We start from the raw sequence: 26,629 nt of genomic DNA, 5'->3' as shown, positions 1-26,629 counted from the left end.
TCCCTTGGTCTTATTCTGCCGGGAACACGCCTTCGAGGCGGTCCTCCAGCTCGTCATTGGCTTCGCGCAAGGCGGCAAGCGTGGCCTCGTCCGGCTCCCAGAGGCGGCGGTCGCAGGCTTCGAGCAACCGTCCGGCGACCCGGCCTGCGCTCTTGGGGTTAAGCTCCGAAAGCCGGCGCCGCATGTCGGCATCCAGCACGAAGGTCTCTGAAATCTTCTGATAGACCCACGGCGCAACCTGACCGGTGGTAGCGGACCATCCCAGTGTGCTGGTCACATGGCCCTCGATCTGGCGCACGCCTTCGTAGCCATGTTCGAGCAGGCCTTCGAACCACTTGGGGTTCAGTGTGCGGGTGCGGGCTTCGAGGTCGATCTGCTCCGACAGGGTGCGCACCTTGGTGCTGCCGCGTGTCGCATCGAGGATATAGACCGGCGTTTCTACACCCTTGGCCCGCGTGACCGAGCGGGTCACGCCGCCCAGGCCATCAACATACTGGTCGACATCATTAATGCCGAGTTCGATGCTTTCGAGGTTCTGGTAAGTGAAATCGACTGTGCTCAGCGCGCTTTGCAGCAGCTCGCGCTGTTGCACCGGCTTGCCCGAGACACCGTAGGCAAAGCCCTTGTTGATCTCGAAGGCATTGGCGAGCTCGTCAGGATCGGCCCAGACGCCGCCTTCGATCATCTGGTTGACGTTGGCGCCATAGGCCCCTTCGGCATTGGAGAAGACGCGCAACGCGGCGGTTTCGAGGTCGCAGCCGTGCTTTTCCATCTGCGCCAGCGTGTGCTTGCGAACGAAATTGGCTTCCGGCTTTTCGTCCGCGGCGGCGCTGGCAAGCAGCGCGGCTTCGGCCAGCATCCGGGTCTGCATTGGCAGAAGGTCACGGAAGATGCCCGACAGCGTCATCACCACGTCGATGCGGGGGCGGCCCAATTCGGCCAGCGGGATCAGTTCGGCACCAGCTAGGCGGCCATAAGAATCGCGGCGGGGCCGGGCGCCCATCAGCGTCATCGCTTGCGCGATCTGGACGCCTTCGGACTTCATGTTGTCTGTGCCCCACAGCACCATGGCGATGCTCTCGGGGAATGGCTGTCCACCGTTCACATGGCGGGCGATCAGCTGCTCGGCCTGTTCGCTGCCCAGGCGGCAGGCATAGGCAGACGGCATCAGGAAGGGATCGAAGCCGTGGATGTTGCGGCCGGTGGGCAGCACATCAGGGTTCACAACCACATCGCCGCCGGGGGCCGGTTGGACATAGCCACCATCGAGCGCGTGGATGAGCGAGCCCAATTCGTCCGAGGAATCGAGCAGCGCGGCGAGCCGTGCCCGGTCGGGCGTGGGGCCATCGTGGCTGCCCGCTTCCATCATCGCGTCCAGCATGTCCTCACGCTCGGCGCCTTGCGGGTTGCGGCCGAAGATGTGCAGACCGTGCGGGATGAGCGATTGCTCCATCTCGTAAAGGCGTGCGGGCAGTTCGCCGATGTCGGCATAGGCGATGTCGAGCGCCTCGCACTGGTCGGCGATCATCGCAGCCAGATCCGCACGCTCGTCCGCGTGATCGGCATCGTCGATCGTGGCGCGCCAGCGATCCACACTCGCCTTGAGTTCCGACAGGCCCTTGTAGAGCCCGGCCTGCGCCAGCGGCGGCGTGAGGTAGCTGATCAGGGTGGCGCCCGAACGGCGCTTGGCCAGCATTCCTTCCGAAGGGTTGTTGGCGGCGTAGAGATAGAAGTTCGGCGTGTCACCGATCAACCGGTCCGGCCAGCACTTGCCTGACATGCCGGCTTGCTTGCCCGGCATGAATTCGAGCGCGCCGTGAGTGCCGAAATGCAGCACTGCATGCGCACCAAAGTCCTCGCGGATCCAGCGGTAGAAGGCGCTGAAGGCATGGGTGGGCGAGAAGGTGCCCTCGAACAGCAACCGCATCGGATCGCCTTCGTATCCGAAGCTGGGTTGCACGCCGACGAAGACATTGCCGAACTGCACGCCCTGCACGAGAATGTGCCCGCCGTCCGAAAGCTGCTTGCCGGGGGCCGGACCCCAGGCCGCTTCGATCTCGGCAAGGTGCGTCTCGCGCCGCACATGTTCGTCTGCGGGGATGCGGTGGGCGACGTTGGCGTCGCTGCCGAAGCGTTCCGAATTGCCCTTGAGAAGCGCATCGCGCATCGCATCGAGGCTTTCGGGCACATCGACGCTGTAACCTTCAGCCTTGAGCCGGTGGAGCGTCGCGAAGAGCGATTCATGTACGCCCATGAAAGCGGCTGTGCCTGTCGCTCCGGCATTCGGCGGGAAGTTGAAGACAACGATGGCCAGCTTGCGGGCAGCGCGCTCGGAACGGCGCAGCTCGATCAGCTTGAGCGTTTTTGCAGCGAGCGCCTCGGCGCGTTCGGGGCAGGCCTGCATCGGCCGCGCCTTGTGCGAGGCGGGGCGTGCGCACTTGCGCTCGCAGCCTGAGCAGCCTTCTCCCGATTGTCCCGCACGTCCGCCAAACACGTGCGGGACAGTCGAGCCGTCAAGCTCTGGAAGGGCGACCATCATGGTGGATTCGAGCGGCAAAAGGCCCTGCGGCCGGTGCGCCCAATCCTCGATGGTCTGGAATTCGATGGCGTGCGCGGCGAGATAGGGCAGATCAAGCCCGCCGAGGGTCTCGCGCGCGGCCTGTGCGTCGCTGTATGCCGGGCCGCCAACCAGCGAGAAGCCGGTGAGGTTGACGATGGCATCGACCGTCGGCTTGCCATCAGGCCCGACGAAGAAGTGTTCGATCGCAGGGCGCGCATCGAGCCCCGCGGCGAAGACCGGTACGACCTTCAGGCCCGCAGCCTCGAAAGCTGCAATCGCGCCGTCATAATGCGCGCAGTCGCGGCCCAGCAGGTAAGAGCGCAGCAGGATCAGCCCGACCGTGCCCTTGTTACCTTCGTCGCGCGGCAGAAGGCGCAGGCTTTCCGAGATGCGCTGCTGGGTGCGCGGGTGATAGACGCCCGTTTCGGGGTATTCGAGCGGCGCGTCGGCTTTGGTGATGCCGCGGCGGTAGAGCCGCTCACCGGCCGCATAGCGATCGATCAGGGCACGCACCATCGCGACGACGTTTTCGTCCGATCCCGCCAGCCAATATTGCAGCGTGAGGAAATAGGCACGCACATCCTGCGCGGTGCCGGGAATGAACTTCAGCAGCTTGGGCAGGCGGCGCAGCATCTTCATCTGCCCCGCGCCCGAATTGCCACCCGGCTTGGCCGAGCCGCGCAGCTTCTTGAGCAGCGCAAGCGGGCCCTTGGCCGGTGCATCCATCCGGTAGTTGCCCATCTTGGTCAGACGGACGACTTCGCCCGCCGACATCAGGCACACCATCGCGTCGCAATCTTCACGCCGCGCTTCGAGCGAGGGGAGGATGGCGCGGATGTGATCGTCAAGGAACAGCATCGTCGCGATGACGATATCGGCTTCCGAAATGGCGGCCTTGACGTGATCGAGTTCGCCCGCGTCGCTGCCCCATTCGGAAGCTGCATGGAGGCTGAGTTCGATACCTTCTGCCGCCAGCGCCTCTTCGGCCCGGTCAACCGCCCCCTTCAGGTGATTGTCGAGCGTGACAATCACCACCCGGACGGGTGCACGCGGGTCAACCGAGGAGGACGAGGCGACATTACCGTGCATAATGCGCCTTGGCGTCATACAGGGTTTCGAGATCGATCTCCTGGCGCCCCTCGGCGTGAGCGAAATTCTCGGTGTTGCGGCGGGCCTTGCCGCGCACGAAGAACGGGATTTTCTTCAGTTCCCGCTCGGCCTCGGCGGTCCAGAGCGAACCTGCGCTCTCGGCCGTTTCCATTGCCGGGGCAGGGATGTCCTCCACGGGCGCTTCCGACACCGCCGGCACTGCGGCTTTGCGGGGGCTGTGCGCGGCGTGGTGCGATGCGCCAGCTTCGTCCGAAAACTCGAAGTCTTCGCGGAACATGGTGAGCAGGTGCTCTTCCAGACCCATCACAAGCGGGTGCACCCAGGTGTCGAAGATCACATTGGCGCCTTCGAAGCCCATCTGCGGCGAGTGGCGTGCGGGGAAATCCTGCACGTGGACCGGCGCGCTGATAACGGCGCAGGGGATGCCCAGCCGCTTGGCAATGTGCCGCTCCATCTGCGTGCCCAGCACCAGTTCGGGCGCGGCAGCGGCAATAGCATCTTCGACCGCGAGGTGGTCATCGGTGATCAGCGGTTCGATCCCGCAGCGCGCAGCCTCGGCGCGGACTTCGCGGGCGAACTCGCGGCTGTAGCAGCCGAGACCGCAGACTTCGAAGCCCAGCTCCTCGCGAGCGATGCGGGCGGCGGCGACGGCGTGGGTCGCGTCGCCGAAGATGAAGACGCGCTTGGAGGTCAGGTAGGTCGAATCGACCGACCGTGACCACCAGGGCATCCGGGAAGAGGTGTCGCCGAGGGCAGGCGTGGGATCTGCACCTGCCAGCTCGGCGACGTCGGCAATGAAAGAGCGAGTCGCTCCCACGCCGATAGGGATGGTCCGCACCGCGGGTTGAGCGAAAGTGCGCTCAAGCCAGCGGGCGGCCTCATCTGCGATTTCAGGGTAGAGGACGATGTTGAAATCGGCCGCGCCGATGTTCTTGATGTCCTCCGGGGTGGCGCCCAGCGGGGCAACGAGGTTCACCTCGACGCCGAGTTGGGCGAGGATCTTGCGGATTTCGACGAGATCGTCGCGGTGACGGAAGCCGAGCGCCGTGGGGCCGAGGATATTGGCGCGCGCAGGGCGGCCTTCGCGCGGCTCACGGACAACCGACTTGTCGGCAAGGTGGCGGACGATCTGGTAGAAGGTCTCGGCCGCGCCCCAGTTTTCCTTGCGCTGGTAGCTCGGCAGTTCGAGCGGGATGACAGGGCAGGGCAGGTTCATCGCCTCGGACAGGCCGGCCGGATCGTCCTGGATCAGTTCGGCGGTGCATGAAGCGCCGACGATGATCGCCTGCGGCTTGAAGCGGGCAACCGCCTCGCGTGCCGCATCCTGGAAAATCTGCGCAGTATCCTTGCCCAGATCGCGGGCTTCGAAGGTGGTATAGGTGACCGGCGGGCGCTTGCCGCGCCGCTCGATCATCGTGAACAGCAGGTCCGCGTAGGTATCGCCCTGCGGTGCGTGGAGCACGTAGTGAAGCTTCTCCATCGCGGTCGCCACGCGCATCGCACCGACATGGGGCGGGCCTTCATATGTCCAGACTGCCAGTTGCATCGCCTAGATCTCCAGCATGTCGCGGCGCCGCAGCGGCCGGGCGAAGAGTTCAGCGAGATCGGCGGCTTGGTCAAAACCGTGGATCGGCGAGAAGACGAGTTCGATGGCCCACTTGGTGGTGAGGCCTTCGCCTTCGAGCGGGTTGGCCAGACCAAGCCCGCAAACGGTGATATCGGGCCGGTCAGCGCGCACGCGGTCAAGCTGGCGATCAAGATGCTGGCCTTCTGACAGGCGGACATTGGGGCCGAACCGGTCAAGCTCCCGCGCCAGATGTGCGCGGTGCAGGTAAGGCGTGCCGACTTCGACCAGTTCCATGCCAAGTTCGTCCTGCAGGAAGCGCGCCAGTGGCACTTCAAGCTGCGAGTCAGGCAAGAAGGTGATGCGCTTGCCTTCAAGCTGCGGGCGCAGATTGGCGAGCGCGCGGGCGGCGCGGGCGCGGCCCGGTGCGATGACCTGCTCGGTCAAGGCGCGGTCGATGCCGAAGGCCTCGCCGGCAGCGCGCAGCCAGTCAGATGTACCGTCGACGCCGAAGGGAAACAAAGCCTCGATCCGCTGCGCGCCGCGCCCTTCGAGCGCCATCGCGGTTTCGCCGAGAAACGGTTGGGCGAGCAGGTAGCGTGTGTTCGCGCCGACGCTGGGAAGATCGCGGGCATTGCGCGCAGGCAGGCAGCCGACCTTGGCGATGCCCATCTCGGCAAACAGGCGCAGGAACTGGTCTTCGACGATGTCGGGCAGGCTGCCGACGATCAGCAGCTCCTTGGGCGCATCGGCGGGAAGGGCGGGCATGACCGGCACCAGCGCGGAAAGGCAGGCGTCCTCACCTTGCGTGAAGGTGGTTTCGATCCCGCTGCCCGAGTAATTCAGAATACGGACGCGGGGCATGTGCACCGCACCCAGACGCTGGGCGGCCTTCGCCAGATCAAGCTTGATCACTTCCGAAGGGCACGATCCGACGAGGAACAGCGTCTTGATGTCGGGACGGCGCTCGAGCAGGCGGTTCACCACCCTGTCAAGCTCGTCCTGCGCATCGACCATGCCGGCAAGATCGCGTTCTTCCATGATCGCGGTGGCAAAGCGCGGTTCGGCGAAGATCATCACGCCCGCAGCTGATTGCAGCAGGTGAGCGCAGGTGCGCGAGCCGACGACGAGGAAGAAGGCGTCCTGCATCTTGCGATGCAACCAGATGATGCCGGTGAGGCCGCAGAACACTTCGCGCTGGCCGCGTTCACGCAGGACGGGGCGCGCAGCTTCGGCAGCAGGGCGATCATTGCGGACCAGTTCGGCAGCGCAGCCATCAAGGATGCCCGCCGCGCTCATGCTGTCACCGCCTGGGGAGCAAGCGCGCCTTCAAGGCGAGCCATGCGCAGTTTCCACAGGAACTGTCCGGCATTGATAAGGTAAGCGCCGTAGCCAGCCAGCGCGACCAGCATCCGCTGTTCAAGCGTACCGATCTCGCCCAGCAGCAGCACCAGATAAAGGCTGTGCAGCGCCAGAACGAGCATGGAGAAGACATCTTCCCAGAAGAAAGCCGGGGCGAACAGCCATTTGCCGAACACCACCTTCTCCCAGATCGAGCCGGTGATCATGATGGTGTAGAGCACCAGCGTCTTGATCACGATCGAGACATCAGCGGCCCATGCGCCTTCACCAGTGGTGAGGGTGCGGATGACAAGCCCGAGGCTGACGAGGAACACCACGAACTGCACCGGGGCGAGCACGCCCTGAACAATCGTCCAGATCGATTCGTCGCGCCGTTGCCGCTCCTGCGGGGTGTAAAGCGCGCGGGTGTTGCCCCTCTTGTGGCCCGCCCCTTTCACCGTGGTTCCAGGTTCGACCGGGGATGCCTGATCCGTCCGAGTCATTTGATGCGTTAGCCTTTTCTCTCAGAATCGAAACTTACTCCTTCCAAACCGAGTGTCAACTAGATTGGACGTTTAGTTTTGTTGACGATTGGACTATCCTGGGTAAGGTTGTTTGCGCGCTCACCCAAAAAGGCGTACATTAGGAGTCGTCGGCTCTTTGGGATCAGAGCCAAGGCTGTTTGTTGGAATGGTCACTACCTCCTGCGGAAGGTTGGTCCGCACGACCTGGGAGGGTCCGGAAGATGGGAGAGTCCAAGGCATCAGGCATGTTCGGCGCAGGGTCTTCTGTGTTGCGGGGAGTGATCTCCGCGCCGCTTGACCGGGTCAGACGTCGCTCCGCCGCCAATCCGGACCAATGCGACTCGGTGAACACCATCATCGAGAGCGAGATCATCCCCCGATTGTTGATGGCTCACACCTCATCGGAAGGCCGTGCCCGGTCCCGATTGTCCCGCTCCATCACCGCCGACGAAGCCTCGCGCTTTGCAGTACTCCCGCTCCGTCTGGAGGCCGCCAGCCTGCTGGAAGAGGTCGACGCTTTCATCGTTAAGGGCGCGAGTGTCGAGACGATCTGTCTCGATCTGCTCGCTCCGGCAGCTCGCCGACTGGGCGAGATGTGGGAGAATGACGAGTGCGATTTCCTTGACGTTACAATGGGATTGTGGCGCCTTCAGGAAGTGATGCGCGAAGTTGCAGCCCGCTCTCCATCCGACTTGGCGGGCCTTGCGCTGCCGTACAGCGCGCTCTTCTCGCCGATGCCGGGGGACCACCACAATTTCGGCACGCTGATGATCGAGGAAGTCTTCGCTCGCGGCGGCTGGCGCAGCGAGGCGCTGGTCAAGCCGGAGCGGCGCGAATTGCTCGACCGGTTGGCCCGCCAGCCCTTCGATCTCATCGGATTGACGCTCGCCCGCGATTGTCCTAGCGCCGCCTTGGCCAACCTCATCAAGGCGGTGCGCAACGTATCGGCCAATCCTCACATCATCGTGCTTGTCGGCGGACGAATGATCAACGAAAATCCGGGAATTGCGGTCGATGTGGGGGCTGATGGCACAGGGGCGGACGCGCTGGCCGCGCTCGAACTTGCCGATAGCCTCGTCAAGACGGTTGCTGCTCGTGACATGAACCTCCGGTAGGTTCCAGACACGATGCTCACTCGCAAACACAGCATTGAAGGCAAGCACCCGTTCGGGAAGGCTGCCGAGCTGTTCAATACGCTCGATGCTGATGCAGCGATGAAGCTGGCGATGGTCGCTGGTGACGTGACGCTGGTTCTCGACGACACCGGCACCATCCTTGATGCGGCCTTCGATCCGCGCGAATTTCCGGGGTTTGCCGGATTTGTCGGCACCAACTGGATCGAGACCGTAACCGACGAAAGTCGCCCCAAAATCATGGAGATGCTCGCGGCCGCGCGGCGCGGCGAAGTGCAGCATTGGCGGCAGGTCAACCATCCCTCGCGCGATGGCGATGTGCCGATCCGCTATGCCGTTCTGAGCGTCAACGGGGGCGAGCACCGCATCGCCTTTGGCCGCGATCTGCGCGAAGCGGGCAAGCTCCAGCAGCGCCTGTTGCAGGTCCAGCAATCGCTTGAGCGGGACTATCTCAGGATGCGCCAGCTCGAGGCGCGTTACCGGATGCTGTTCGAACGATCGAGCGAGCCGGTGATGATCGTCGAGGCCGGAACGCTGCGTATCCGCGAGGCCAATCCGGCCGCCCATACGCTGGTCGGCGCGCGTCCTGCGAGCCTTGCCGGCAAGCGGCTGCTGACCTTTGTCGACAAGGCGTCGCACGATGCCGTGCAGTCGCTGGTAGGTGCTGCGCTGGTATCTGATACCGTCAGCCCGGGGCGCATCCGGATCGCTCGCGGTGCGCGCGAAGTGATGGCTTCGGTCAACGGTTTTACCCAGGATCGCGGCCAGTTCCTGCTGGTACGGCTGGTGCCCGCCACGGACCGCGCGGGGACCGATTTCTCCCCCGTCCTGGCGCTCGTTGACCAGATGCCGGACGCCTTCGTGGTGGCCGACAGCAACCTCGAGATCGTCACCGCCAATGCCGCCTTTGTCGAGATGTTGCAGGCCGCCAGCGTCGATCAGCTGCGCGGAAGGCATCTTTCGGAATCGATCGGTCGTCCGGGCATCGATCTTGACCTGATCGAAGGCCAGATCGACCAGCACGGTGCCGCGCGCAATGTCGCCACGGTGCTCAGGATCGGCCATGATGTCGATGGTGAACCCATTGAATTATCGGCTGTTCGGACTTCGGGCGAGGAAGGCTACTATGCTTTCGTGATCCGCCCGATCGGACGCCGGCTGCGCGATTTGCCGCCGGGCGCGCAGGATCTTCCGCGCTCTGTCGAGCAGCTGACCGACCTTGTCGGCCGCATGAGCCTCAAGGATATCGTGCGCGAAAGCACCGATCTGATCGAGCGGTTATGCATCGAGGCGGCGCTGTCTTACACCTCGGATAACCGCGCATCGGCGGCCGAGATTCTCGGCCTTTCGCGCCAGAGCCTTTACTCCAAACTGCACCGTTACGGGCTCGGCAATCTGACCGGCGAAAACGACTGATCAGCCCCCCATGTAGGGCAAATGACCCGCTGGAAGGGTCATTTGGCAAAACCGGCAAAACCGACCCCAAGATGGGGTCTAACCGGGGTCTGGAGGGGGTCTAACCCCGGTCGGGAGTCGGTCTGAACCGGCCTGACGCAGTTGCCGTAAAACTTCCCTGAATGTCCAACTGTCAAGTTCGGGAACATGCCCCGAAATGACATGCCTTGCGCCCGTTTACGAATTTGAACGCAAAAATCGGGTTTTGGTGCATTTATAGTGTCAAAATAATTTGACGCTTATGCCTGTCAGGCATAGCTTCCTTGTATGGAGCACTCGGTACCCTCGACTCGCACCGTGCCCACCCCGGCTTCGCGGTTACGTCCGCGCCCGGGAGACGTGCTCGAACTCCTCAAACCGATCACCTGGTTCCCGCCGATGTGGGCCTTCATGTGCGGCGCGGTATCGTCCGGCGCGGGGCTGGAGGGGCGTTGGTGGTTCGTCGCGGGCGGCGTGTTGCTGGCAGGGCCGCTGGTGTGCGGCACCTCCCAGGCGGTCAACGACTGGTTCGATCGCCATGTCGATGCGATCAACGAACCTGACCGGCCGATTCCGTCAGGCCGCATTCCGGGCCGCTGGGGTCTCTATATCGCCATCATTGCGACGCTGGTTTCGGCCACGGTCGGCTGGCTGCTTGGCCCGCTGGTGTTCATTGCCGGTCTGGTCGGCCTCGCCTTTGCCTGGGCCTATTCCGCCCCGCCGCTGCGCTTCAAGGCCAATGGCTGGCTGGGCCCGCTGGTGTGCGGGCTGACCTATGAAGGGCTGAGCTGGTTCACCGGCGCCGCCGTCATGCTGGGGTCAATGCCCTCGGTAGAGGTCATCGCCGTGCTGGTGATGTATTCGCTCGGCGCGCACGGGATCATGGTCCTCAACGATTTCAAGGCGGTCGAAGGTGACCGCCAGACCGGCCTGACTTCGCTGCCCGTGGTGCTAGGGGTGAGCGCCGCAGCGCGGCTCGCCTGCGTCACCATGGCGGCCGCGCAGGTGGTGGTCATCGCGCTGCTGGCGGCGTGGGGCTATGCGCTATCGGCGCTGGTGGTCAGCGGCGTGCTCGCCGCGCAGATCGCCGCCATGCCCAAGCTGCTGCGCGATCCGGCGAAATATGCCCCTTGGTACAACGGCGTCGGTGTGACCCTCTATGTGCTGGGAATGCTCGCTGCGGCGCTCGGCCTCGGGGGGTACATCTGATGCACGCCCCCCTCGCCTCCTCCTTGGTGAAAACGCAGGGCTTCGGCTGGCTGGGAATTGTCCGGATCGGGCTGGTGCAGGCCGCGATCGGCGCGCTGGTGATGCTGGCGACGACAGTGCTGAACCGGGTGATGGTGGTCGAGCTGAAGCTGCTTGCCGCGATCCCTGCCGGTTTGGTGGCGTGGCATTATGCCGTGCAGCTGGGCCGCCCGCTGTGGGGCCATGCCTCGGACAAGGGCAATAACCGCACCCGCTGGATCATCGGCGGCGTTGCAGTGCTGGCGGCGGGCGGATTGCTCGCCACGCAGGCGACCATCATCATGGCGACCTCCTTTGTCCCCGGTTTCGCGCTGGCGGTGCTGGCCTACACCCTGATCGGCGCCGGCGTTGGCGCAGGCGGGACATCGGCGCTGGCGCTGCTGGCTTCGGGCGTCGCGCCCGAACGGCGGGCGGCTGCGGCCGCAGTGACGTGGACGATGATGGTGGCGGGGATCGTCGCCTCGGCGATCACCGTCGGCCAGTTCCTCAAGCCCTTCAGCTTTGACCGGATGCTGCTGGTTGCGGGCGGGCTGGCGCTGGCGATGGTGGCGTTGACGGTGATCGCGACATGGCGGTTGGAGCGGCAGGCAGGCCGGTTCGGCCATGCGTCGCGCGATGGCGCCGCGCCCGATTTTCGCGCCGCCTTGACCGAGATCTGGAACGAGCCTGCCGCCCGGCGCTTCACCATCTTCATCTTTGTCTCGATGATCGCCTTTTCGATGCAGGATCTGATCCTTGAGCCCTTTGCGGGCCTCATCTTCGGGATGGAGCCGGGGGAATCGACCAAGACCGTGGGCCAGTTCCACCAGGGCGGTATCCTGATCGGGATGATTGTGGCGGGAGTGGGCGGGAGCGCCTTTTCGGGCAAACGCGCGGCTGGCCTGCGGCCCTGGGTGGTGGGCGGATGTCTTGCCTCGGGGCTGGGACTGGGCGCGCTCGGTCTTGCCGCGATCAACGGGCCGCCCTGGCCGCTCGAAGCGAATCTGTTCGTTCTCGGCTTCGGCAATGGTGTTTTCGCGGTGGCCGCGATCGGATCAATGATGGGGCTGGCCGGCGCGGGTGAAAACACGCGCGAAGGCGTGCGCATGGGCGTTTGGGGCGCATCGCAGGCCATCGCATTCGGCCTCGGCGGGTTGTTGGGCGCGGTCGGCCTCGATCTGGCGCGGGCGCTGCTCGGCGATGTCGGCGCGGCGTTTCAATTGGTGTTTGCGGTGGAAGCGGCGGCCTTCGTGGCTGCCGCGCTGCTGGCGGTGAAAGCGACCGGCGCGCAGGCGATCCGGGCAAGCGGGATACAACGGGAAGGGCCCACCGGGCCGGGAGAGGCATTCGCATGAACCAGACAATCTATGACGCCGTGATTATCGGCGGCGGTCCTTCCGGCTCCACGGCGGCGACCGACCTTGCCTTGGCGGGCCATTCGGTGCTGCTGATCGAGCGCGGCGGACGGATCAAGCCGTGCGGCGGGGCGATCCCGCCGCGACTGCTCGCCGATTTCGACATTCCGCAATCGCTGCTCGTCGCCAAGGCGCGTTCGGCCCGGATGATCGCGCCTTCGGGCCGCGCAGTCGACATGCCGGTGGGCGAGATCGGCTATGTCGGCATGGTCGACCGCGAGGAATTCGACGAAGCATTGCGCGAACGCGCGCGCCACTCCGGGGCAGAGCGCCTGACCGCGACCTTCGAGAAGATCGAGCGTGACGACAAGGCGCACCCTATCGTCACCTTCCGACGCACGCGGGGCGGCCCGATTGAAAGCGTGCGCGCCCGCGTGGTGATCGGCGCTGACGGGGCGCGCTCGGCCGTGGCCAAGCAATGCCTGCCGGGTGCCGAACGCATCCCCTGCGTCTTCGCCTATCACGAGATCATCAAATCCCCGCCGCGCAACACCGACCAGTTCGATGCCTCGCGCTGCGATGTCTATTATCAGGGCCGCCTCTCGCCCGATTTCTACGCCTGGGTTTTCCCCCACGGGGATACGGCGAGCATCGGGGTGGGCAGCGCCAACAAGGGCTTCTCCCTGCGCGGTGCCATCGCCACGATCCGCGATGATCTCGGCCTGGATCGCTGCGAGACTTTGCGGCGCGAAGGCGCGCCGATCCCGTTGAAGCCGCTGAAGCGCTGGGACAACGGCGCCGATGTGATCGTGGCGGGTGATGCTGCCGGGGTCGTCGCGCCAGCTTCGGGCGAAGGCATCTATTACGCGATGGTCGGCGGGCGTCTGGTGGGCGAGGCGGCCGCGGCTTTCCTGCGCACCGGCGATGCCAAGCAGCTGCGCAGCGCGCGCAAGGCCTTCATGAAGGAACACGGCAAGGTGTTCTGGGTGCTGGGGATGATGCAGTATTTCTGGTATTCGTCCGACAAGCGCCGCGAGCGGTTCGTGACCATGTGCGACGACAAGGACGTGCAGGAACTGACCTGGCAGGCCTATATGCACAAGAAACTGGTGCGGGCGAAACCGATGGCGCACATCAAGATTTTCCTGAAAGACACCGCGCACCTGCTGGGGTTGAGGCCCGCGACGCGGTAAGCGCCGTGCTGGCCATTGCAGGTTGCGGGGCAGGCCCTTACACCCAACGCCCATGAGCAGAATGATGATCATCCCGGTGACGATCGCGACCGCCGCGGCGATCTGCGTTGCGGCACTGGGCGCGACTGTGACCGATCTTGGCCCGTGGTATCAGGCGCTGGCCAAGCCGGACTGGAACCCGCCCGATGTGGTGTTCCCGATGGGCTGGACCGCGATCTATGCGCTGATCACCGTCGCCGGCATTACCGCATGGCGCGCCGCGCCCACCAATGCTGCGGCGGAGTGGGTGATCGGGCTGTTCGCGCTGAACGGCTTTCTCAACATCACCTGGTCGATCCTGTTCTTCCGCTTCCAGCGGCCCGACTGGGCGTTTTTCGAAGTCACGCTGCTGTGGCTCTCGATCCTCGTGATGATCTTCTATTGCGGGCGCTTCTCCAAGGGCGCGGCGCTGCTGCTGGTGCCCTACCTCGGCTGGGTCAGCTTTGCCGCCGCGCTCAACTGGGCGGTCGTGCAGCTGAACGCACCCTTCGGCTGAGATGCCGGGCGCAGGCCTTACCGAATTCCTGTTCGATAGCGGCCACGCGGCCGATGTGATCCTCGGCGTGCTGGCGATCGAGGCTGTGTGGCTGCGCGCCGCAAGGCGCTGGAGCTGGGGCGCGATTGCCGCACTGCTCGGCCCGGCGGCGCTGATCGTGCTCGGCCTGCGCGCCGCGATGGTGGGGGCCGCGTGGTGGTGGATCGCCCTGCCGCTGGCCGCGTCCCTGCCGCTCCACCTGATGGATCTTCGCGCGCGGCTCGGTGCCTCCCGCCAGCCCTAGAACACTTTCCCAAGCCCCATAAGAAAACCCGGCCGGACCGCGTGGGTCCGACCGGGTTGTTCGTCTTGTTCCTGAAGGAAGCAGCCGGGCCTTGAGACCCGGCCCGCCCCTTAGTTCCCCGCGGAGGCCTGTGCGGCGTCGGTCGGGTTGTAGTTGATCGTATCCGGAGCGTAGTAATGTTCCTGCGCCCACAGGTACCAGTTATCGACCACGGTGCCGGTCAGCAGGATGCCGATGCCACCCGTAAGGGTCGTCAGCACTGCGAACCACCAGGCCCAGCGGTGGATGGATTCGAACGAGGCGTTGAAGCCCATCACCCAGCGCCAGAACAGTGCACCGCGTTCCGCAGCCGTGCCGCGGTCGGTAATCTGTTCGATCTCGCGCTCGCCGCCATAACGGCCGAGTGCCAGGATCGTCGCACCGTGCATCGCGAACAGAACCGCCGACCCGTAAAGGAAGACAATCGAGAGCGCGTGGAACGGATTGTAGAACAGGTTCCCGTAGACCAGCGAGAAGTTGTTGGTCCAGTTAAGGTGCTCGAAGATGCCGAACGGCACCGCTTCCGACCACTGGCCCATCAGCATCGGGCGAATGAAGCCCAGCACCAGATAAAGCCAGATGGCGGAGGCGAAGGCCCAAGGGATGTGCATCCCCATGCCCAGCGCCTTGGCACGGTTGTAGGTGCGCACCCACCACATCAGGATCGAGACCGTCAGGCTGAAGCCCGCGAGGATCCACCAGCCGCCCTTGTCCAGCGGGACGAAGGGGCTGAAGCCATATTCCGGCCCCGGAGGCGCCAGATACAGCCAGAAGAATTCGCGCATGAAGCCTTGCGGGCTCCAATTGACCTGAGCCCAGAAGTTGAGCCCGATGATCATGATCGCCAGCGTACCGAAGGCGAGGCTGATCACCCCGGTGGTGCCCAGATAGATCGGACCGAACTGGGCCTGACCGATCTTCCCGAGCCAGTAGGTATGCCCGGTAAGGGGAATACGGACGTCTTCTTCGGGTGCAAGCGGGATGCCCATTTCGGGCGGCCCTTTGACCTGTACCTGCGTGAAAATGTTTTGATAAGTCGCCATGGTTCAGGTGCTCCTTACGACCAGATCGGGATCTTCTTCCAGAAATCCCAGAATTCGATCCAGCTGCCGACATACAGAGTGCCGGAGATGACGATGCAGATGGCGCTCCAGAACCCGGCGCTCAGCGCCAGGAAAAGCCCCACCCGGTGGATGCCGAGCGTGCCGACCGAGTAGCCGATGAAGTCACGGAAATAGGTGTCTTCATATTCCGGCGACTTGACGTCGGTGCCCCCGCTCGGATTGACCGCCGACAGCACCAGACCGCCATGCAACGCGAGCGCGAGACAGTTCGTGAAGAAGAACGTGATCGCGAGCATGTGCACGGGGTTGTAGTGGAAGTTGCCGAAGGCGTAGCCGACGTTCGAGACCCATTCGAGGTGGGTCCAGATCCCGTAAGGGAAGCCGTTGCCCCACGCGCCCATCCACAGCGGACGGATGACGTTGAGCGAGACATAGGCGAACACCGCAACGCTGAAGGCGATCGGCACGTGGTAGGACATGCCGAGCTTGCGGGAGACTTCCGCCTGCCGCAGCACCCACGAAACGAAGGCTACGACAGCGCAACACGTGATGATTTGCCAGTACCCGCCCTGTTTGAGCGGAGCCAGCGAAAGGCCGTATTCGACCGGTGGTGGGTTGATCGAGATCAGCCAGGGGTTGAGGGTCGGACCCTGTGTTGCGGCGGCGAAGATAAGCGCAGTGCCAAGCAGTGCGCTGATTGCCGTCGTCACTCCGAAGAATCCGACATAAAACGGCCCGACCCAGAAGTCGAAGAGGTCGCCGCCGATTAATGTGCCACCGCGGACGCGGTATTTCCGCTCGAAACTAAGGAGCGCCATAGGTCCATCCTCCCCGCCTTCGCGGCGGGCGCTTGAATTGATCGAAAGAGTGTTAGGAGGCAGGCAGGCGAACCTGCCCCCTCACATTCGACCAGGAACTATCCTGCCGCCGGAGCTTCCGACGATTCGATAGCGGCCTGAGCCGGCGCGGGCGTGCCAGGAGCACGCTCAAGCCAGTTGTAACGATCCGTGCTGAGCAGGATGAAGTGGATGGTGAACGCCAAGACGGCGAGACCAACGTGCAGCGCTACGAGTGCGCGACGGATGTCGAAATAGAACCAAACTCTCCACATGGGAAAATTCCTTTCAAAAGGTGATGTTTAGCGAAACGGTCCGGCCGAGGCCGGGGTCGACCAATTACTGGCCGAAACCGCCGCCAATCCAGGGCTTGTAAGCCCAGAGCAGGGCATGAGCGACAAGCGCGATCACCACGTAAAGGGTGAAGGTGCCCATAAAGCCCTTGTGGATTTCCTGTGCCTCTTCAGGCGTCAGGTGAGTTCCGATACGTTCGTTCATCGGGTTTTCTCCGTTCAGTTGGGTGTGAATGAGAGCCCGAAAGCCCCCGTCGGCATCCCCGCGTGATCCCCCACGTGGATTGGAGAGCCCCCTTGAAGGTGGGGGCATGGGATGGCGCCAATGCGGATGTGATCCGCGCTGGCGACAAACTGGTGTGAAGGGCGGGCATCATGTTCATGCTCCCGTTCCTTCAAGCAGCGCCTCTGCGAGGCAATCTGCTGTAACTGTTTCGGTGCCGCGGCTGCGCGCGGTCCGCTCGGCCGCGTCGCGCAGGCGCTTGGCGGCGGAAATGCGGATCAGCACCGGCTGGGCTTCGACAAGCTGGTCGAGCTTGGATTTGGCGTCATTGTCCCAAGTCAACTGGGCTTCGTTGCGCGCGGGCGTGGCCTCGACCTTGTCCATGTCCGTGCCGAGCGGCAGGATGTGGAACAGCGCGTCGAACAGCGCATTGCACACTTCCTGCACCAGATAGGTCGCGCCCGAATATCCCATGAAGGGCGTGCCGGTGTGACGGCGGATCGCCGCGCCGGGGAAGCTTGCGGGGATATACATCCCGCGCGCGCCGCACTCGGCCATGTACATGCGCTCGTTATAGCTGCCGAACACCACCAGCGGCGGGTTGGCACGGATGGCTTCGCGCACCTGCTCGTTGACCGGCTTCACGCCCGCACAGCGCGAGAAGGCGAAGCTGCAGGGCAGACCCATGTCGTCTTCGAGGAAGTGGCGGATGCCGCGCGCGTAGGTTTCGTTGGCGACGATGCCGAAGCTCGCCGTGCCGAAGAAATCCTGCGTGACCGAACGCCACAGGTCCCACAGCGGCTTGATGGTGGTGTGCTTTTCGCGCTCGATGAAGGGCTCGGGATCAAGGCCGAGCTCGGCGGCGAGGGCGCGGAGGAACTTGGTGGTCTGGCTGAGGCCGATCGGCGCCTGGAAATAGGGCCGTTCAAGCGTTTCGCACAGGTTGCGGCCGAACTCGCGGTAGAGGCAGACATTCGCGTCGGCCGAGGCGAGCTTGGAAATGTCGGCAAGGTGCGTGCCGAGCGGGAAAACCACGCCCACTTCCGCGCCGATGCCTTCGATCAACCGGCGGATCTCGGCCAGATCGCTGGGCATGTTGAACATGCCGTAGCTGGGGCCGATGATATTGACGCGCGGCTTTTCGTCTTCGCGGCGCTCGCGCGGGGCGGGCATCTTCTTGGGGCCGAATTCGGTCCACAGCCAGGTTAGCGCGCGGTCAGCCGACTGCCATTGATCTTCGTCGATGGTGCGCGGCAGGAAGCGCTTGATATTGGTGCCTTCGGGCGTGACGCCGCCGCCGATCATTTCGGCGATGGAACCGGTCACCACCACAGCGGGCAGTTCGGGATCGAGCGTCTTCCAGGCGCGCTTCATTGCGCCTTCGGTGCCGGTCTTGCCCAGCTCTTCCTCACCCAGGCCGGTGACGACGATGGGGAGTTCATGCGGGGGCAGGGCGTCGGTGTAGTGCAGCACCGATGTGACGGGCAGGTTCTCGCAGCCCACCGGACCGTCGATGATGACTTGCAAGCCCTTCACCGCGGTGAAGACGTAGGTGGCGCCCCAATAGCCGCCGGCGCGATCATGGTCGAGGACGAGGGTCATGATCCGATCGCCTCCGCTGCCTTGCGCGCCGCTTCGTTGAGGGCGGCGTATTTCTTGCGGAACTTGGGCCGGTCGACGGGGAGTTCTTCCCACACGCCTGCGGCATGCTCGGTCCCGACGCCTTCGAAGAAATCGCGCATCGCATCGAAGCGCGCCTTGTTGCCCATCGCGGCGTTGATGACCGTGGCGAGGCTGCCAGCCCCTGCCGGGCCCATCAGCGGACGGGCGGAGATGAGGTTGGTGAAGTACAGCGAAGGGATCGCGCGCGATTTCGCATATTGCACAACCGGGGTGGTGCCGATGGCGAGATCGGGGCGGTATTCCTCGACCGCGGCGATGTCCTGTTCAAGGCTGGCGCGGAACTGAACCTGCACGCCGCGCGCTTCGAGCCATTCGCGGTCGGCATCCGACCACTTGGTGCGCGGGCAGGCAGAGCCGACATAGGGCACTTCGGCGCCGCTTTCGATCAGCAAGCGCGCAACCAGCAGCTCGGAGCCTTCATAGCCCGAAACCGTGATGCGGCCCTTGATCGGCATCTTTTCGATCGCGCCGCGGCAGGCAGCGATCATCGCGTCCTTGACCGCGTCGACCTTGGCTTGCGGCAGGCCCATCGTGTCGCCGATGGCTTGCAGCCACGCTGCGGTGCCATCCGCTCCGACGGGAGCCGAACCGATCACCGGACGGCCCGCGGCTTCGAATTCGCGGATGCTGGCGGTGTAGAAGGGGTGGATCGCAGCGACGACCGAGCAATCGAGCGCAGCATAAAGCTCGCGCCATTCGCGGGTCGGGACAACCGGGCCAGCGGCCAGACCAAGGGGCGCGAGCATCTGCCCGATCACCACCGGATCAACCGGGAACATCTCGCCGAGCAATGCGACACTCGGCAGGTCGGAACGTTCGCGTGGCGCGGCAACGGGGCCAGCCATCACTTCTTCGCGGGCATAGGCGAGCATCGCGCCAGCAAGCACGTCCTTCGCTTCGGCATGGGTCGGAATGCCGAAGCCCGGCACGTCGATCCCGATGATCCGGACGCCGTTGATCGCCTTGCCCAGCAGTCGCAGCGGCACGCCGCTCGCGGTGGGCACGCACAGGTTTGTGACGACGATCGCATCGTAATTTTCAGGATCGGCGAGGCCTTCGACCGCTTCCTTGATGTCCTCGAACAGCTTGCCGGTGACCAGCGTTTCCGAGGAGAAGGGCACATAGCCCACCGTCCGCCGCGCACCATAGAAGTGCGAGGTGAAGGTGAGGCCGTAAACGCAGCAGGCCGAGCCCGAGAGCACGGTCGCAGTGCGCCGCATTCTCAGGCCCACCCGAAGCGAACCGAATGCCGGGCACATCGATTGCGGCTGATCGTGGGGGCCAACCGGATAGTCGGCCGCGTATTGATCGAGGATTTCGCTCTTGCCCGCAGCACGGGCGGCCTCGTTCATGGTGTCCTTCGACGCGCAGGCTCCGCCTCCGGCGACAGCTGCGGTATCGAGTTCGATCCGGTCAGGGGCGCGTGACGCGTTGGAGGGGAAGGCATCGCTCATCGCATCAGGCCTCGTCGTAGATCACTTCGAGGGTCGGGCGGGTTTCATATACGCCGCCGCGCATGTCCGCCTGGGTAGCGGGGATGAGATCGACATTCGCGCCGGTCACATCGGCACTGAACAGGCCAAGCAGGCCGTCCTGCGACAGCGGGGTGGGGCGCACCGGAGGTGCTTCGGCGACGTTGATCGCGAGATCTTCGAACAGGCTGGCCCATTCGCCGCCGGGGATGCCGATGATCTGGTAATTGGCGCTCTTGCGGCGGATGTCTTCATTCGCCGGGATCGCGGTGAGCACCGGAATGCCGACCGCATCGGCGAAGGCATGGGCCTCGCCTGTGCCGTCATCCTTGTTGATGATCATGCCGGCCACACCGACATTGCCGCCCATCTTGCGGAAGTATTCGACCGCCTGGCAGACATTGTTCGCCACGTAGAGCGATTGCAGGTCGTTCGATCCGACCACGATCACCTTCTGGCACATGTCGCGGGCGATCGGCAGGCCGAAGCCGCCGCACACCACGTCGCCGAGGAAATCGAGCAGCACGTAATCGAAGCCCCAATCGTGGAAGCCGAGCTTTTCGAGCAGTTCGAAGCCGTGGATGATCCCGCGGCCGCCGCAACCGCGACCCACTTCGGGGCCGCCAAGCTCCATCGCGAACACGCCGTCACGCTGGAAGCACACATCCTCGATGCGGACTTCCTCGCCTGCGAGCTTCTTGCGCGAGGAGGTTTCGATGATCGTCGGGCAGCTCTTGCCGCCGAACAGCAGGCTGGTGGTGTCGGACTTCGGATCGCAGCCGATCAGCAGCACGCGCTTGCCCTGCTGGGCCATCATGTAGCTGAGATTGGAGAGTGCGAAGCTCTTGCCGCTGCCGCCCTTGCCGTAGATCGCGATGACCTGCGTTTCGCTTTTGACCTCGCCGGTGTGAACCGGATCGGGTTCAATGTTCGCTTCTTCGCGCAGGCTAGTCGTCTGGGTGTCGAGCACGGACATCAGCATTCGCTCCAATCAAGAACCATCTTGAGACAATCGGGGTCGGTGAAGGCCTGCGGATAGGCGTCGAGCGCCTCTCCGGCCGGACGCCGGTTGGTGACGAGGCCCTTCAGGTCGAGCCTCCCGCATTCGATCAGCGCCCGCGTTTCAGCCAGATCGCCGGGCTGCCATTCGGCGGCGACGCGGAAATGCGCCTCGCGCATGAAGGCGGCCGGGAAGGCGAAGCTGACGCGTTCGGAATAGAAGCCCGCGAGCACGATCTCGCCGCCCTTGGCGAGGCGCATGATGAGATCGTCGATCAGGCCGGCATCACCGCTCGCGTCGTAGATCGCGTGGTAATCGCGGCGATCATCCGTGGCGGGGTCGATGACATTGTAGCCGACAGCGCCGGTGCGGCGGGCCGGATTGGTTTCCCACACGGTCGGCGCGGTTCCGCCCAATGCCAGCGTCAGCCGGGCCAGCAACCGGCCCAGGACGCCATGACCGATGATGAGATCGGGCAGGGCTTCACGGCGGGCGAAGCCGCCCTTGATGGCGTGAAGTGCCGTCGCCGCGAGGGCACAAAGCACCCCGGACTCGCCGAGGTGCTCGGGGATCGGCAACGCTCGCGCCGACGGCACTATGACGCGACGCGCGGTACCGCCGAAGAGGCCCCGCGCGTCGGTGTAGCAATTGGCTCCGGGAACGAAGACCCAGTCGCCAATGCGGGCGCGGGCTTCGGGTCCTGCATCGACGATGCGGCCGACTGATTCGTATCCGGGGACCAGCGGATAGCCGAGGCCGGGGAAGGGCGGCATCCGCCCGCTCCACAACAGCTTTTCGGTGCCGGTACTGATTCCGCTGAAGGCGATTTCGATGAGAACGTCGGCGGCGTCCACCGGCTTCATCTCAAGCGCACGAAGCGCGAGGCGCTCCGGTGCTTCGAGAATGACGGCCAGGGTATTCATCGCTTCGTTCTCCCCTTTTTCGGATTCCGCAGCGCGAACGCCGACTCGAAAGTCCGAAAAAAACGTTCTCCCACCTGTTTGCTACGCCTTACAGTACTGACTGTCAAACAACTTGGACAATTTATGCTCAAGCCGTGGCAAGGATAATGCTTGCGTTGACCGGTTGCGCCGTTGCGACGACCTGAGCGCGGGCGAAGCCTGCGGCGCGCAGCATGGCGATGATTTCCGCCGGGCTGCGCGGGCGGCCCGAGCCCATCGCCCACAGGTAAAGTCCGAAAAACGCCTCCCCCATCGGCTCGGCACCGGGGATCTGCGCCATCGGCTCGGCAATCAGCAGGCGTGCACCGGGGGCAAGACTTTTGCGGATATTGGCGAGCAGGGCTTGTGCCGGCGCATCGTCATGATCGTGCAAAATCCGGACAAGCGACACCATGTCATAGGCTTGCGGTATGGAATCACTGAAGAAATTTCCAGGATGCGCGGTGATTCGCGATGCGCCCAACGCCGCGCCCAGCACCTGTGCGCCGGTTGCGGCGACTTCCGGCAGATCGAACAGGCCGAGCTGGAGGTGCGGCCAAGCTGATCCGATATGGCGCAGAAACGCCCCGTGCCCGCCGCCGACATCGAGCAGCTTTTCGACATCGCGGAACGCCACAGATGCCAGCACCTCGTCCGCCACGAAGTGCTGCGAGGCGGCCATAAGCTCGGAATATTCGGCAGTGTCGGCCCCGCGCTCGGTCGCTCCGTGGAGCGCACCCGCATAGGTCCAGAAGCGCGAGAGCGCGGTCGGTTCGGCCCGGTCAGCGCGCAGCAGCGCGAGCGGATCGGCAAGGTCGGTATAGAGCAGCCGGTGGTGCCGCACCATCGCCTGCACACCGGGGTTGGATGCAAAAACAGCGCCTTGCTCGCCCAGCATCCAGTGATCCGTCGCCGGTTCTTCCGACAGCATCAGCGGACGACCGGCGCGCAGCAGGGTCAGCGTTGCGTTCTCCGACAGGCCCAGGCGCGGCGCGATCGCGGTGGCGGAAAGGGGGCCATCTTTGAGGATATCGAACAGCCCGCCTTCCACATAGGCGCGCAGCACCTGCGAATAGGCAAAGCCCGCCAGCAGATCGAAAGCGGCATCGGCGCGGCTGCGCGCGATCCACCTGATAAGCGGCAATCGCGCCGCCCAATGCTGGAACTTCGGCGAGGCGAACACCCGGTTACGGCGCTTGACGTAACCGAGCTTGAAGGCGGCCCATTGGCTCACTGACTGGATGCTTTACAGGCCATATGTCTAAATAATTGGACATAGGCGCGCGTAAGGTCAATTATATTCGCACAAGTCAGACGAGGGTGGATGGGTGAGCGCGCGAGTCGTCGTGATCGGGGCAGGGATAGGCGGGCTTACCAGTGCCGCCTTGCTGGCTGCGCGCGGCGCCGATGTCACCGTGTGCGAGAAAGAGGCCTGGGTCGGCGGCAAGGCGCGACGCGTTACGGTCGATGGCGCTGCAATCGATGGCGGGCCGACAGTCTTCACCTATCGTGGCGTCTTTGACGAAGTGTTTGCCGCTTGCGGCACACGGCTCGAGGACCATGTCAGCGTCAAACGCGCCGAAGTGATCGCCCGCCATGCGTGGGACGATAGCGGCCATCTCGACCTTTTTGCCGATCCCGAACGCAGCGTCGATGCCGTCGGCGCCTTTGCCGGGGCCGAGGCGGCGCGCGGCTATCGCAGCTTCACCGCCGAGGCGCAGCGCATTTTTGAAGTGCTCGAAGACCCCTTCCTGCGCGGCGACAAGGCCTCCACGCCCTTGCCGATGATGTGGCGGATCGGGCCGTGGAAGATGGGCGACATGCTCGCGATGCGTCCGTTCGACGGGATGTGGAAGGCGCTCGGCGGCCATTTCAAGGATGCGCGCCTCCAGCAATTGTTCGGCCGCTATGCCACTTATTGCGGATCATCGCCCTTCTCCGCGCCCGCCACGCTGATGCTGATCGCCCATGTCGAGGCGCGCGGCGTGTGGCTGATCGATGGCGGCATTCACGCGCTGGCCAAGGCGATCGCGGGGCTCGCGCAGCAGCAGGGCGCGCGGGTGCGCACCGATGCGCCGGTGGCCGAGATACTCACTGCCAACGGCCGCACCAGCGGGGTCAGGCTGGCGAGCGGCGAGGTTATCCCGGCAGACGTTGTCATCTGCAACGGTGATCCCGGCGCGCTTGCCACCGGATGCTTCGGGCAGGACGCGGCGCGCGCGGTGCCTGCCATCCCGCGCGGCAAGCGCTCACTCTCGGCACTGGTGTGGTACGCCCACGCCAGGACCGAAGGCTTCGAACTCACCCATCACAACGTATTCTTCTCGCGCGATTACGCGCGCGAGTTTCGCGAGATCGGCAGCGGCACCACGCCGTCGGAACCGACCGTCTATGTCTGCGCCATCGATCGCGGCGCACGGCTTGCTGACCCGGCCCCTGCGCCGGGGACACGCGAACGCATCCAGATCATCGTCAACGCCCCCGCTAACGGAGACGTCCACGACTACACGCCCGAGGAGAGAGCCCGATGCACGCACGCCATGATGGCCACGCTGAAACGCTGCGGCCTGCAGCTGGAAGATCCGCTTCCGCATCAGCTCATGACCCCGCAGGATTGGGAGCGCCTGTTCCCGGCCACGGGCGGCGCCCTTTATGGCAGAGCGTCGCACGGCTGGGCGGCCTCCTTCCAGCGGCAGGGGCCGAAGACCCGGCTGCCCGGTCTCTATTGCACGGGCGGGGCGACCCATCCGGCGGCTGGGGTGCCCATGGCAGCCTTGTCCGGGCAGCTGGCCGCGCGGGTAATCGCGAGGGACCTCGCTTCGATGAGGACGTCCCGCCCGGCGGCTACACCTGGTGGTATGTCGACGCGATCAGCGACGACGGGCAGCACGGGCTGACGATCATCGCGTTCCTCGGGAGCGTGTTTTCGCCTTACTACAAGAAGAGCGGGCGGGGCGATCCGCTCAACCACTGTTCCCTGAACGTCGCGCTTTACGGCCCGCAGGCGCGCTGGGCGATGACCGAGCGCACGTCCGGCGCGGTGGAGCGTGATGTCAGCAATCTGGTGATCGGGCCGAGCAGCGTGCGCTGGGAAAATGGCGCGCTCACCATCGACATCGTCGAAGGCGACACTCGCCTGTTCGTCCCCTGGCAGCGCCCGGTGCGCGGGACCGTGCGGGTCTATCCCGAGGCACTGAACCGCACCGCCTTTGCGCTCGACGGGGCCGAGAGCCACATCTGGCACTGCCTTGCCCCCTGCGCCAGGATCGAGGTGGAGATGACCTCGCCCGGCCTTTCGTGGAAGGGCCGCGCCTATCTCGACCATAACCGCGGTGCCGAGCCGCTGGAGACCGGCTTCAACACCTGGCACTGGTCGCGCGCGCACCTGAAAGAGGGCGCGCTGGTGTGTTACGAGGGCGAGCGCGGCGATGGCTCGCTGTTCGCCAGCGCGCTGCGTTTCGACGCGAAGGGCGTGCCCGAACCGGTCGAGCTGCCGCCCATTGCCGCTTTGCCCGACAGCAAATGGGGCATTGCCCGCCGCACCCGCTCCGATATCGGCGTGGCCGAGGTGCGCCGCACGTGGGAGGACACCCCCTTCTACGCCCGCAGCGAACTCGCCTCGCGGTTCCTGGGCGAGGAGGTGACGGCCGTGCAGGAAAGCCTCGACATGCGGCGGTTTTCGTCCCCGCTGGTGCAGTTCATGCTGCCGTACCGGATGCCGCGCCGGAAGGGTTGATCCGCAGGCTCGGCCGACGGGATGAGTTTTGCATCCCGCCGACCGGACATGATGGTCATCAGCCGCCCTTGCGGGCAGTGCCTTCCTCGATCAGTGCCAGCGCCTTTGCGCTCGCGGCTTCGGGGGTTTCCTTGCCGTCCTTGATCGCGTCGGCGAGCAGCATCAGTTCGTTGGCGATGGTGGTCCCGGCGCTGGCTTCCTGCGCGATGCGGATGCCGCCATTGGCCGCGGCGACGTCATCCCACTTGCCGCGCACCGCATCCCAATACCCTTGGGTCTTCTCCCAATAGGTCTCGGCGGCAGCGACATTGTAGCCGTTGAAGCGTTCGTAGGTGTTGAGGACGTATTCCTGCACCACAGGCTTCGCCTCGCCCCCTTCCTTGGGGGTCACCATCTTGGTGTTGTCCTGCCAGTGGATCCAGCCGGTCGGGGTCAGCTGATGGCGGTTGATGCCCATGTAATGGTCATAGACCGGATTGCGGATCGCATCGCGCCGGGCGAGCGGCCGCGCGGTCCAGTTGGAGCGCCAGCGGCGGATGCCCTGTGTCGTCTCCCATTCGCCCCACCCGGCATAGCGCGGGCTGTCATCGACCTGGTAGACCGTCTGCGACCAGCGCCCGGCGCGCATTTTTTCGGGCACGGCCTTCCATTCCCAATTGTCGCCGCCGGTGAAGGCGAGGATCTTTTCGGGCTGATATTCCCAGTCCTGCCGCCAGTGCTTGACGACATAGGGATTGGCCTCGTCCCCCGTGACCAGCAGGTGCTGGAGCACGATGCGGGTGCCCGTATCCTCGATCACGCGGACGCTTTCGTATCCGCCTGAAATCTTGCGCTCCAGCGGCGTGTAGCCTTCCATCCAGGGGGTGGATTCCTGCATGTCGAAGGTGACCTTGAAGTCGCCCGCCATCGCAAGGATCGTCTGGCGGTCTTGCTCGAATGCCGCTCTGGCCGCCTCGGCAGTCTGGACAATCGGGCCATCGGCCAGCGCCGGGGCGGGAACGGCGGCCAACGCGAGCGCCGCGAGGCCAGATGCAAGGATAGTCTTGGCCATAGTCTTTGTCAGTCGGTTCATGGGTTGTCCTC

The 26,629-nt window shown here is 64.7% G+C and carries 23 protein-coding genes; 9 read left to right on the top strand and 14 right to left on the bottom strand.

Features of this window, described 5'->3' with window-relative positions; all coding sequences use genetic code 11:
- Positions 1-10: 10 nt before the first annotated feature.
- The 4 genes from KVF90_RS15900 to bchF are packed head-to-tail and all read right to left on the bottom strand — an operon-like array spanning position 11 to position 7,078.
- Positions 11-3,649 carry a magnesium chelatase subunit H gene (locus tag KVF90_RS15900; protein ID WP_264392536.1) on the bottom strand — a complete coding sequence of 1,213 codons (3,639 nt, stop codon included), beginning with the start codon at positions 3,647-3,649 and terminating at the stop codon, positions 11-13.
- Complete coding sequence (bchB, locus tag KVF90_RS15895; protein WP_264392535.1) at positions 3,639-5,216, bottom strand: ferredoxin:protochlorophyllide reductase (ATP-dependent) subunit B; 1,578 nt, start codon at positions 5,214-5,216, stop codon at positions 3,639-3,641. The genes KVF90_RS15900 and bchB overlap by 11 nt, the downstream gene beginning before the upstream one ends.
- Positions 5,217-5,219: 3 nt before the next feature.
- On the bottom strand, positions 5,220-6,533 hold the full coding sequence (locus tag KVF90_RS15890) for a ferredoxin:protochlorophyllide reductase (ATP-dependent) subunit N (protein WP_264392534.1): 1,314 nt from the start codon (positions 6,531-6,533) through the stop codon (positions 5,220-5,222).
- Positions 6,530-7,078, bottom strand: a complete 549-nt coding sequence (gene bchF / locus KVF90_RS15885) for a 2-vinyl bacteriochlorophyllide hydratase (protein ID WP_264392533.1) — start codon at positions 7,076-7,078, stop codon at positions 6,530-6,532. Before bchF ends, KVF90_RS15890 begins: the two co-directional genes overlap by 4 nt.
- Positions 7,079-7,443: 365 nt before the next feature.
- Between bchF and KVF90_RS15880 the strand changes: the two genes are divergently transcribed.
- From KVF90_RS15880 to KVF90_RS15850, 7 genes are all read left to right on the top strand, one after another.
- Entirely contained in the window at positions 7,444-8,214 is a 771-nt protein-coding gene (locus tag KVF90_RS15880) for a B12-binding domain-containing protein (RefSeq protein ID WP_264392532.1), read from the top strand.
- A 12-nt stretch (positions 8,215-8,226) separates the two neighbouring features.
- Complete coding sequence (gene ppsR / locus KVF90_RS15875; protein ID WP_264392531.1) at positions 8,227-9,648, top strand: transcriptional regulator PpsR; 1,422 nt, start codon at positions 8,227-8,229, stop codon at positions 9,646-9,648.
- 306 nt (positions 9,649-9,954) lie between these two features.
- Positions 9,955-10,875: a chlorophyll synthase ChlG gene (gene chlG, locus KVF90_RS15870; RefSeq protein WP_264392530.1), complete on the top strand. Its 921-nt coding sequence runs from the start codon at positions 9,955-9,957 to the stop codon at positions 10,873-10,875.
- Positions 10,875-12,248 (top strand): BCD family MFS transporter, encoded by a 1,374-nt coding sequence (locus KVF90_RS15865; protein ID WP_264392529.1) that lies wholly within the window; start codon positions 10,875-10,877, stop codon positions 12,246-12,248. Before chlG ends, KVF90_RS15865 begins: the two co-directional genes overlap by 1 nt.
- The gene (locus KVF90_RS15860) at positions 12,245-13,441 is read left to right on the top strand and encodes a geranylgeranyl diphosphate reductase (RefSeq protein ID WP_264392528.1); all 1,197 of its coding nucleotides are present in this window, start codon (positions 12,245-12,247) and stop codon (positions 13,439-13,441) included. Before KVF90_RS15865 ends, KVF90_RS15860 begins: the two co-directional genes overlap by 4 nt.
- A 52-nt stretch (positions 13,442-13,493) precedes the next feature.
- On the top strand, positions 13,494-13,976 hold the full coding sequence (locus KVF90_RS15855; protein ID WP_264392527.1) for a TspO/MBR family protein: 483 nt from the start codon (positions 13,494-13,496) through the stop codon (positions 13,974-13,976).
- 1 nt (position 13,977) lies between these two features.
- Positions 13,978-14,259, top strand: coding sequence for a hypothetical protein (locus KVF90_RS15850; protein ID WP_264392526.1), 282 nt, complete (start codon positions 13,978-13,980; stop codon positions 14,257-14,259).
- Between the two features lie 110 nt (positions 14,260-14,369).
- On the opposite strand, the gene pufM is transcribed toward KVF90_RS15850, so the two are convergent.
- From pufM to KVF90_RS15805, 9 genes are all read right to left on the bottom strand, one after another.
- Positions 14,370-15,341 carry a photosynthetic reaction center subunit M gene (gene pufM, locus KVF90_RS15845; protein WP_264392525.1) on the bottom strand — a complete coding sequence of 324 codons (972 nt, stop codon included), beginning with the start codon at positions 15,339-15,341 and terminating at the stop codon, positions 14,370-14,372.
- A 14-nt stretch (positions 15,342-15,355) separates the two neighbouring features.
- The gene (pufL, locus tag KVF90_RS15840) at positions 15,356-16,180 is read right to left on the bottom strand and encodes a photosynthetic reaction center subunit L (protein ID WP_264392524.1); all 825 of its coding nucleotides are present in this window, start codon (positions 16,178-16,180) and stop codon (positions 15,356-15,358) included.
- 98 nt (positions 16,181-16,278) lie between these two features.
- On the bottom strand, positions 16,279-16,473 hold the full coding sequence (gene pufA, locus KVF90_RS15835; RefSeq protein WP_264392523.1) for a light-harvesting antenna LH1, alpha subunit: 195 nt from the start codon (positions 16,471-16,473) through the stop codon (positions 16,279-16,281).
- Between the two features lie 64 nt (positions 16,474-16,537).
- Entirely contained in the window at positions 16,538-16,696 is a 159-nt protein-coding gene (gene pufB, locus KVF90_RS15830) for a light-harvesting antenna LH1, beta subunit (RefSeq protein WP_264392522.1), read from the bottom strand.
- A gap of 174 nt (positions 16,697-16,870) precedes the next feature.
- Positions 16,871-18,316 (bottom strand): chlorophyllide a reductase subunit Z, encoded by a 1,446-nt coding sequence (gene bchZ, locus KVF90_RS15825; protein ID WP_264392521.1) that lies wholly within the window; start codon positions 18,314-18,316, stop codon positions 16,871-16,873.
- Complete coding sequence (bchY, locus tag KVF90_RS15820; protein ID WP_264392520.1) at positions 18,313-19,851, bottom strand: chlorophyllide a reductase subunit Y; 1,539 nt, start codon at positions 19,849-19,851, stop codon at positions 18,313-18,315. Before bchY ends, bchZ begins: the two co-directional genes overlap by 4 nt.
- 4 nt (positions 19,852-19,855) lie before the next feature.
- A complete protein-coding gene (locus KVF90_RS15815; protein ID WP_413676994.1) occupies positions 19,856-20,851 on the bottom strand; it encodes a chlorophyllide a reductase iron protein subunit X in 996 nt (331 codons plus the stop codon).
- Positions 20,845-21,792 carry a chlorophyll synthesis pathway protein BchC gene (gene bchC / locus KVF90_RS15810; RefSeq protein WP_264392518.1) on the bottom strand — a complete coding sequence of 316 codons (948 nt, stop codon included), beginning with the start codon at positions 21,790-21,792 and terminating at the stop codon, positions 20,845-20,847. The genes KVF90_RS15815 and bchC overlap by 7 nt, the downstream gene beginning before the upstream one ends.
- Before the next feature lie 127 nt (positions 21,793-21,919).
- Complete coding sequence (locus tag KVF90_RS15805; protein WP_264392517.1) at positions 21,920-23,044, bottom strand: acetylserotonin O-methyltransferase; 1,125 nt, start codon at positions 23,042-23,044, stop codon at positions 21,920-21,922.
- A 94-nt stretch (positions 23,045-23,138) separates the two neighbouring features.
- Here KVF90_RS15805 and crtD point away from each other — a divergent pair, with 94 nt between their 5' ends.
- Both crtD and KVF90_RS15795 read left to right on the top strand, forming a co-directional pair.
- Positions 23,139-24,707, top strand: a complete 1,569-nt coding sequence (gene crtD, locus KVF90_RS15800; RefSeq protein WP_264392516.1) for a 1-hydroxycarotenoid 3,4-desaturase CrtD — start codon at positions 23,139-23,141, stop codon at positions 24,705-24,707.
- 23 nt (positions 24,708-24,730) lie between these two features.
- Entirely contained in the window at positions 24,731-25,546 is an 816-nt protein-coding gene (locus KVF90_RS15795; protein WP_264392515.1) for a hydroxyneurosporene dehydrogenase, read from the top strand.
- Positions 25,547-25,604: 58 nt separating this feature from the next.
- On the opposite strand, the gene KVF90_RS15790 is transcribed toward KVF90_RS15795, so the two are convergent.
- Complete coding sequence (locus KVF90_RS15790) at positions 25,605-26,618, bottom strand: DUF6607 family protein (RefSeq protein ID WP_264392514.1); 1,014 nt, start codon at positions 26,616-26,618, stop codon at positions 25,605-25,607.
- Positions 26,619-26,629: the final 11 nt, after the last annotated feature.

This window comes from Porphyrobacter sp. ULC335 (assembly GCF_025917005.1).
Taxonomy (GTDB): domain Bacteria; phylum Pseudomonadota; class Alphaproteobacteria; order Sphingomonadales; family Sphingomonadaceae; genus Erythrobacter.
The sequence above is the reverse complement of the archived record's forward strand: the minus strand, read 5'-3'. Positions and strand labels throughout refer to the sequence as shown.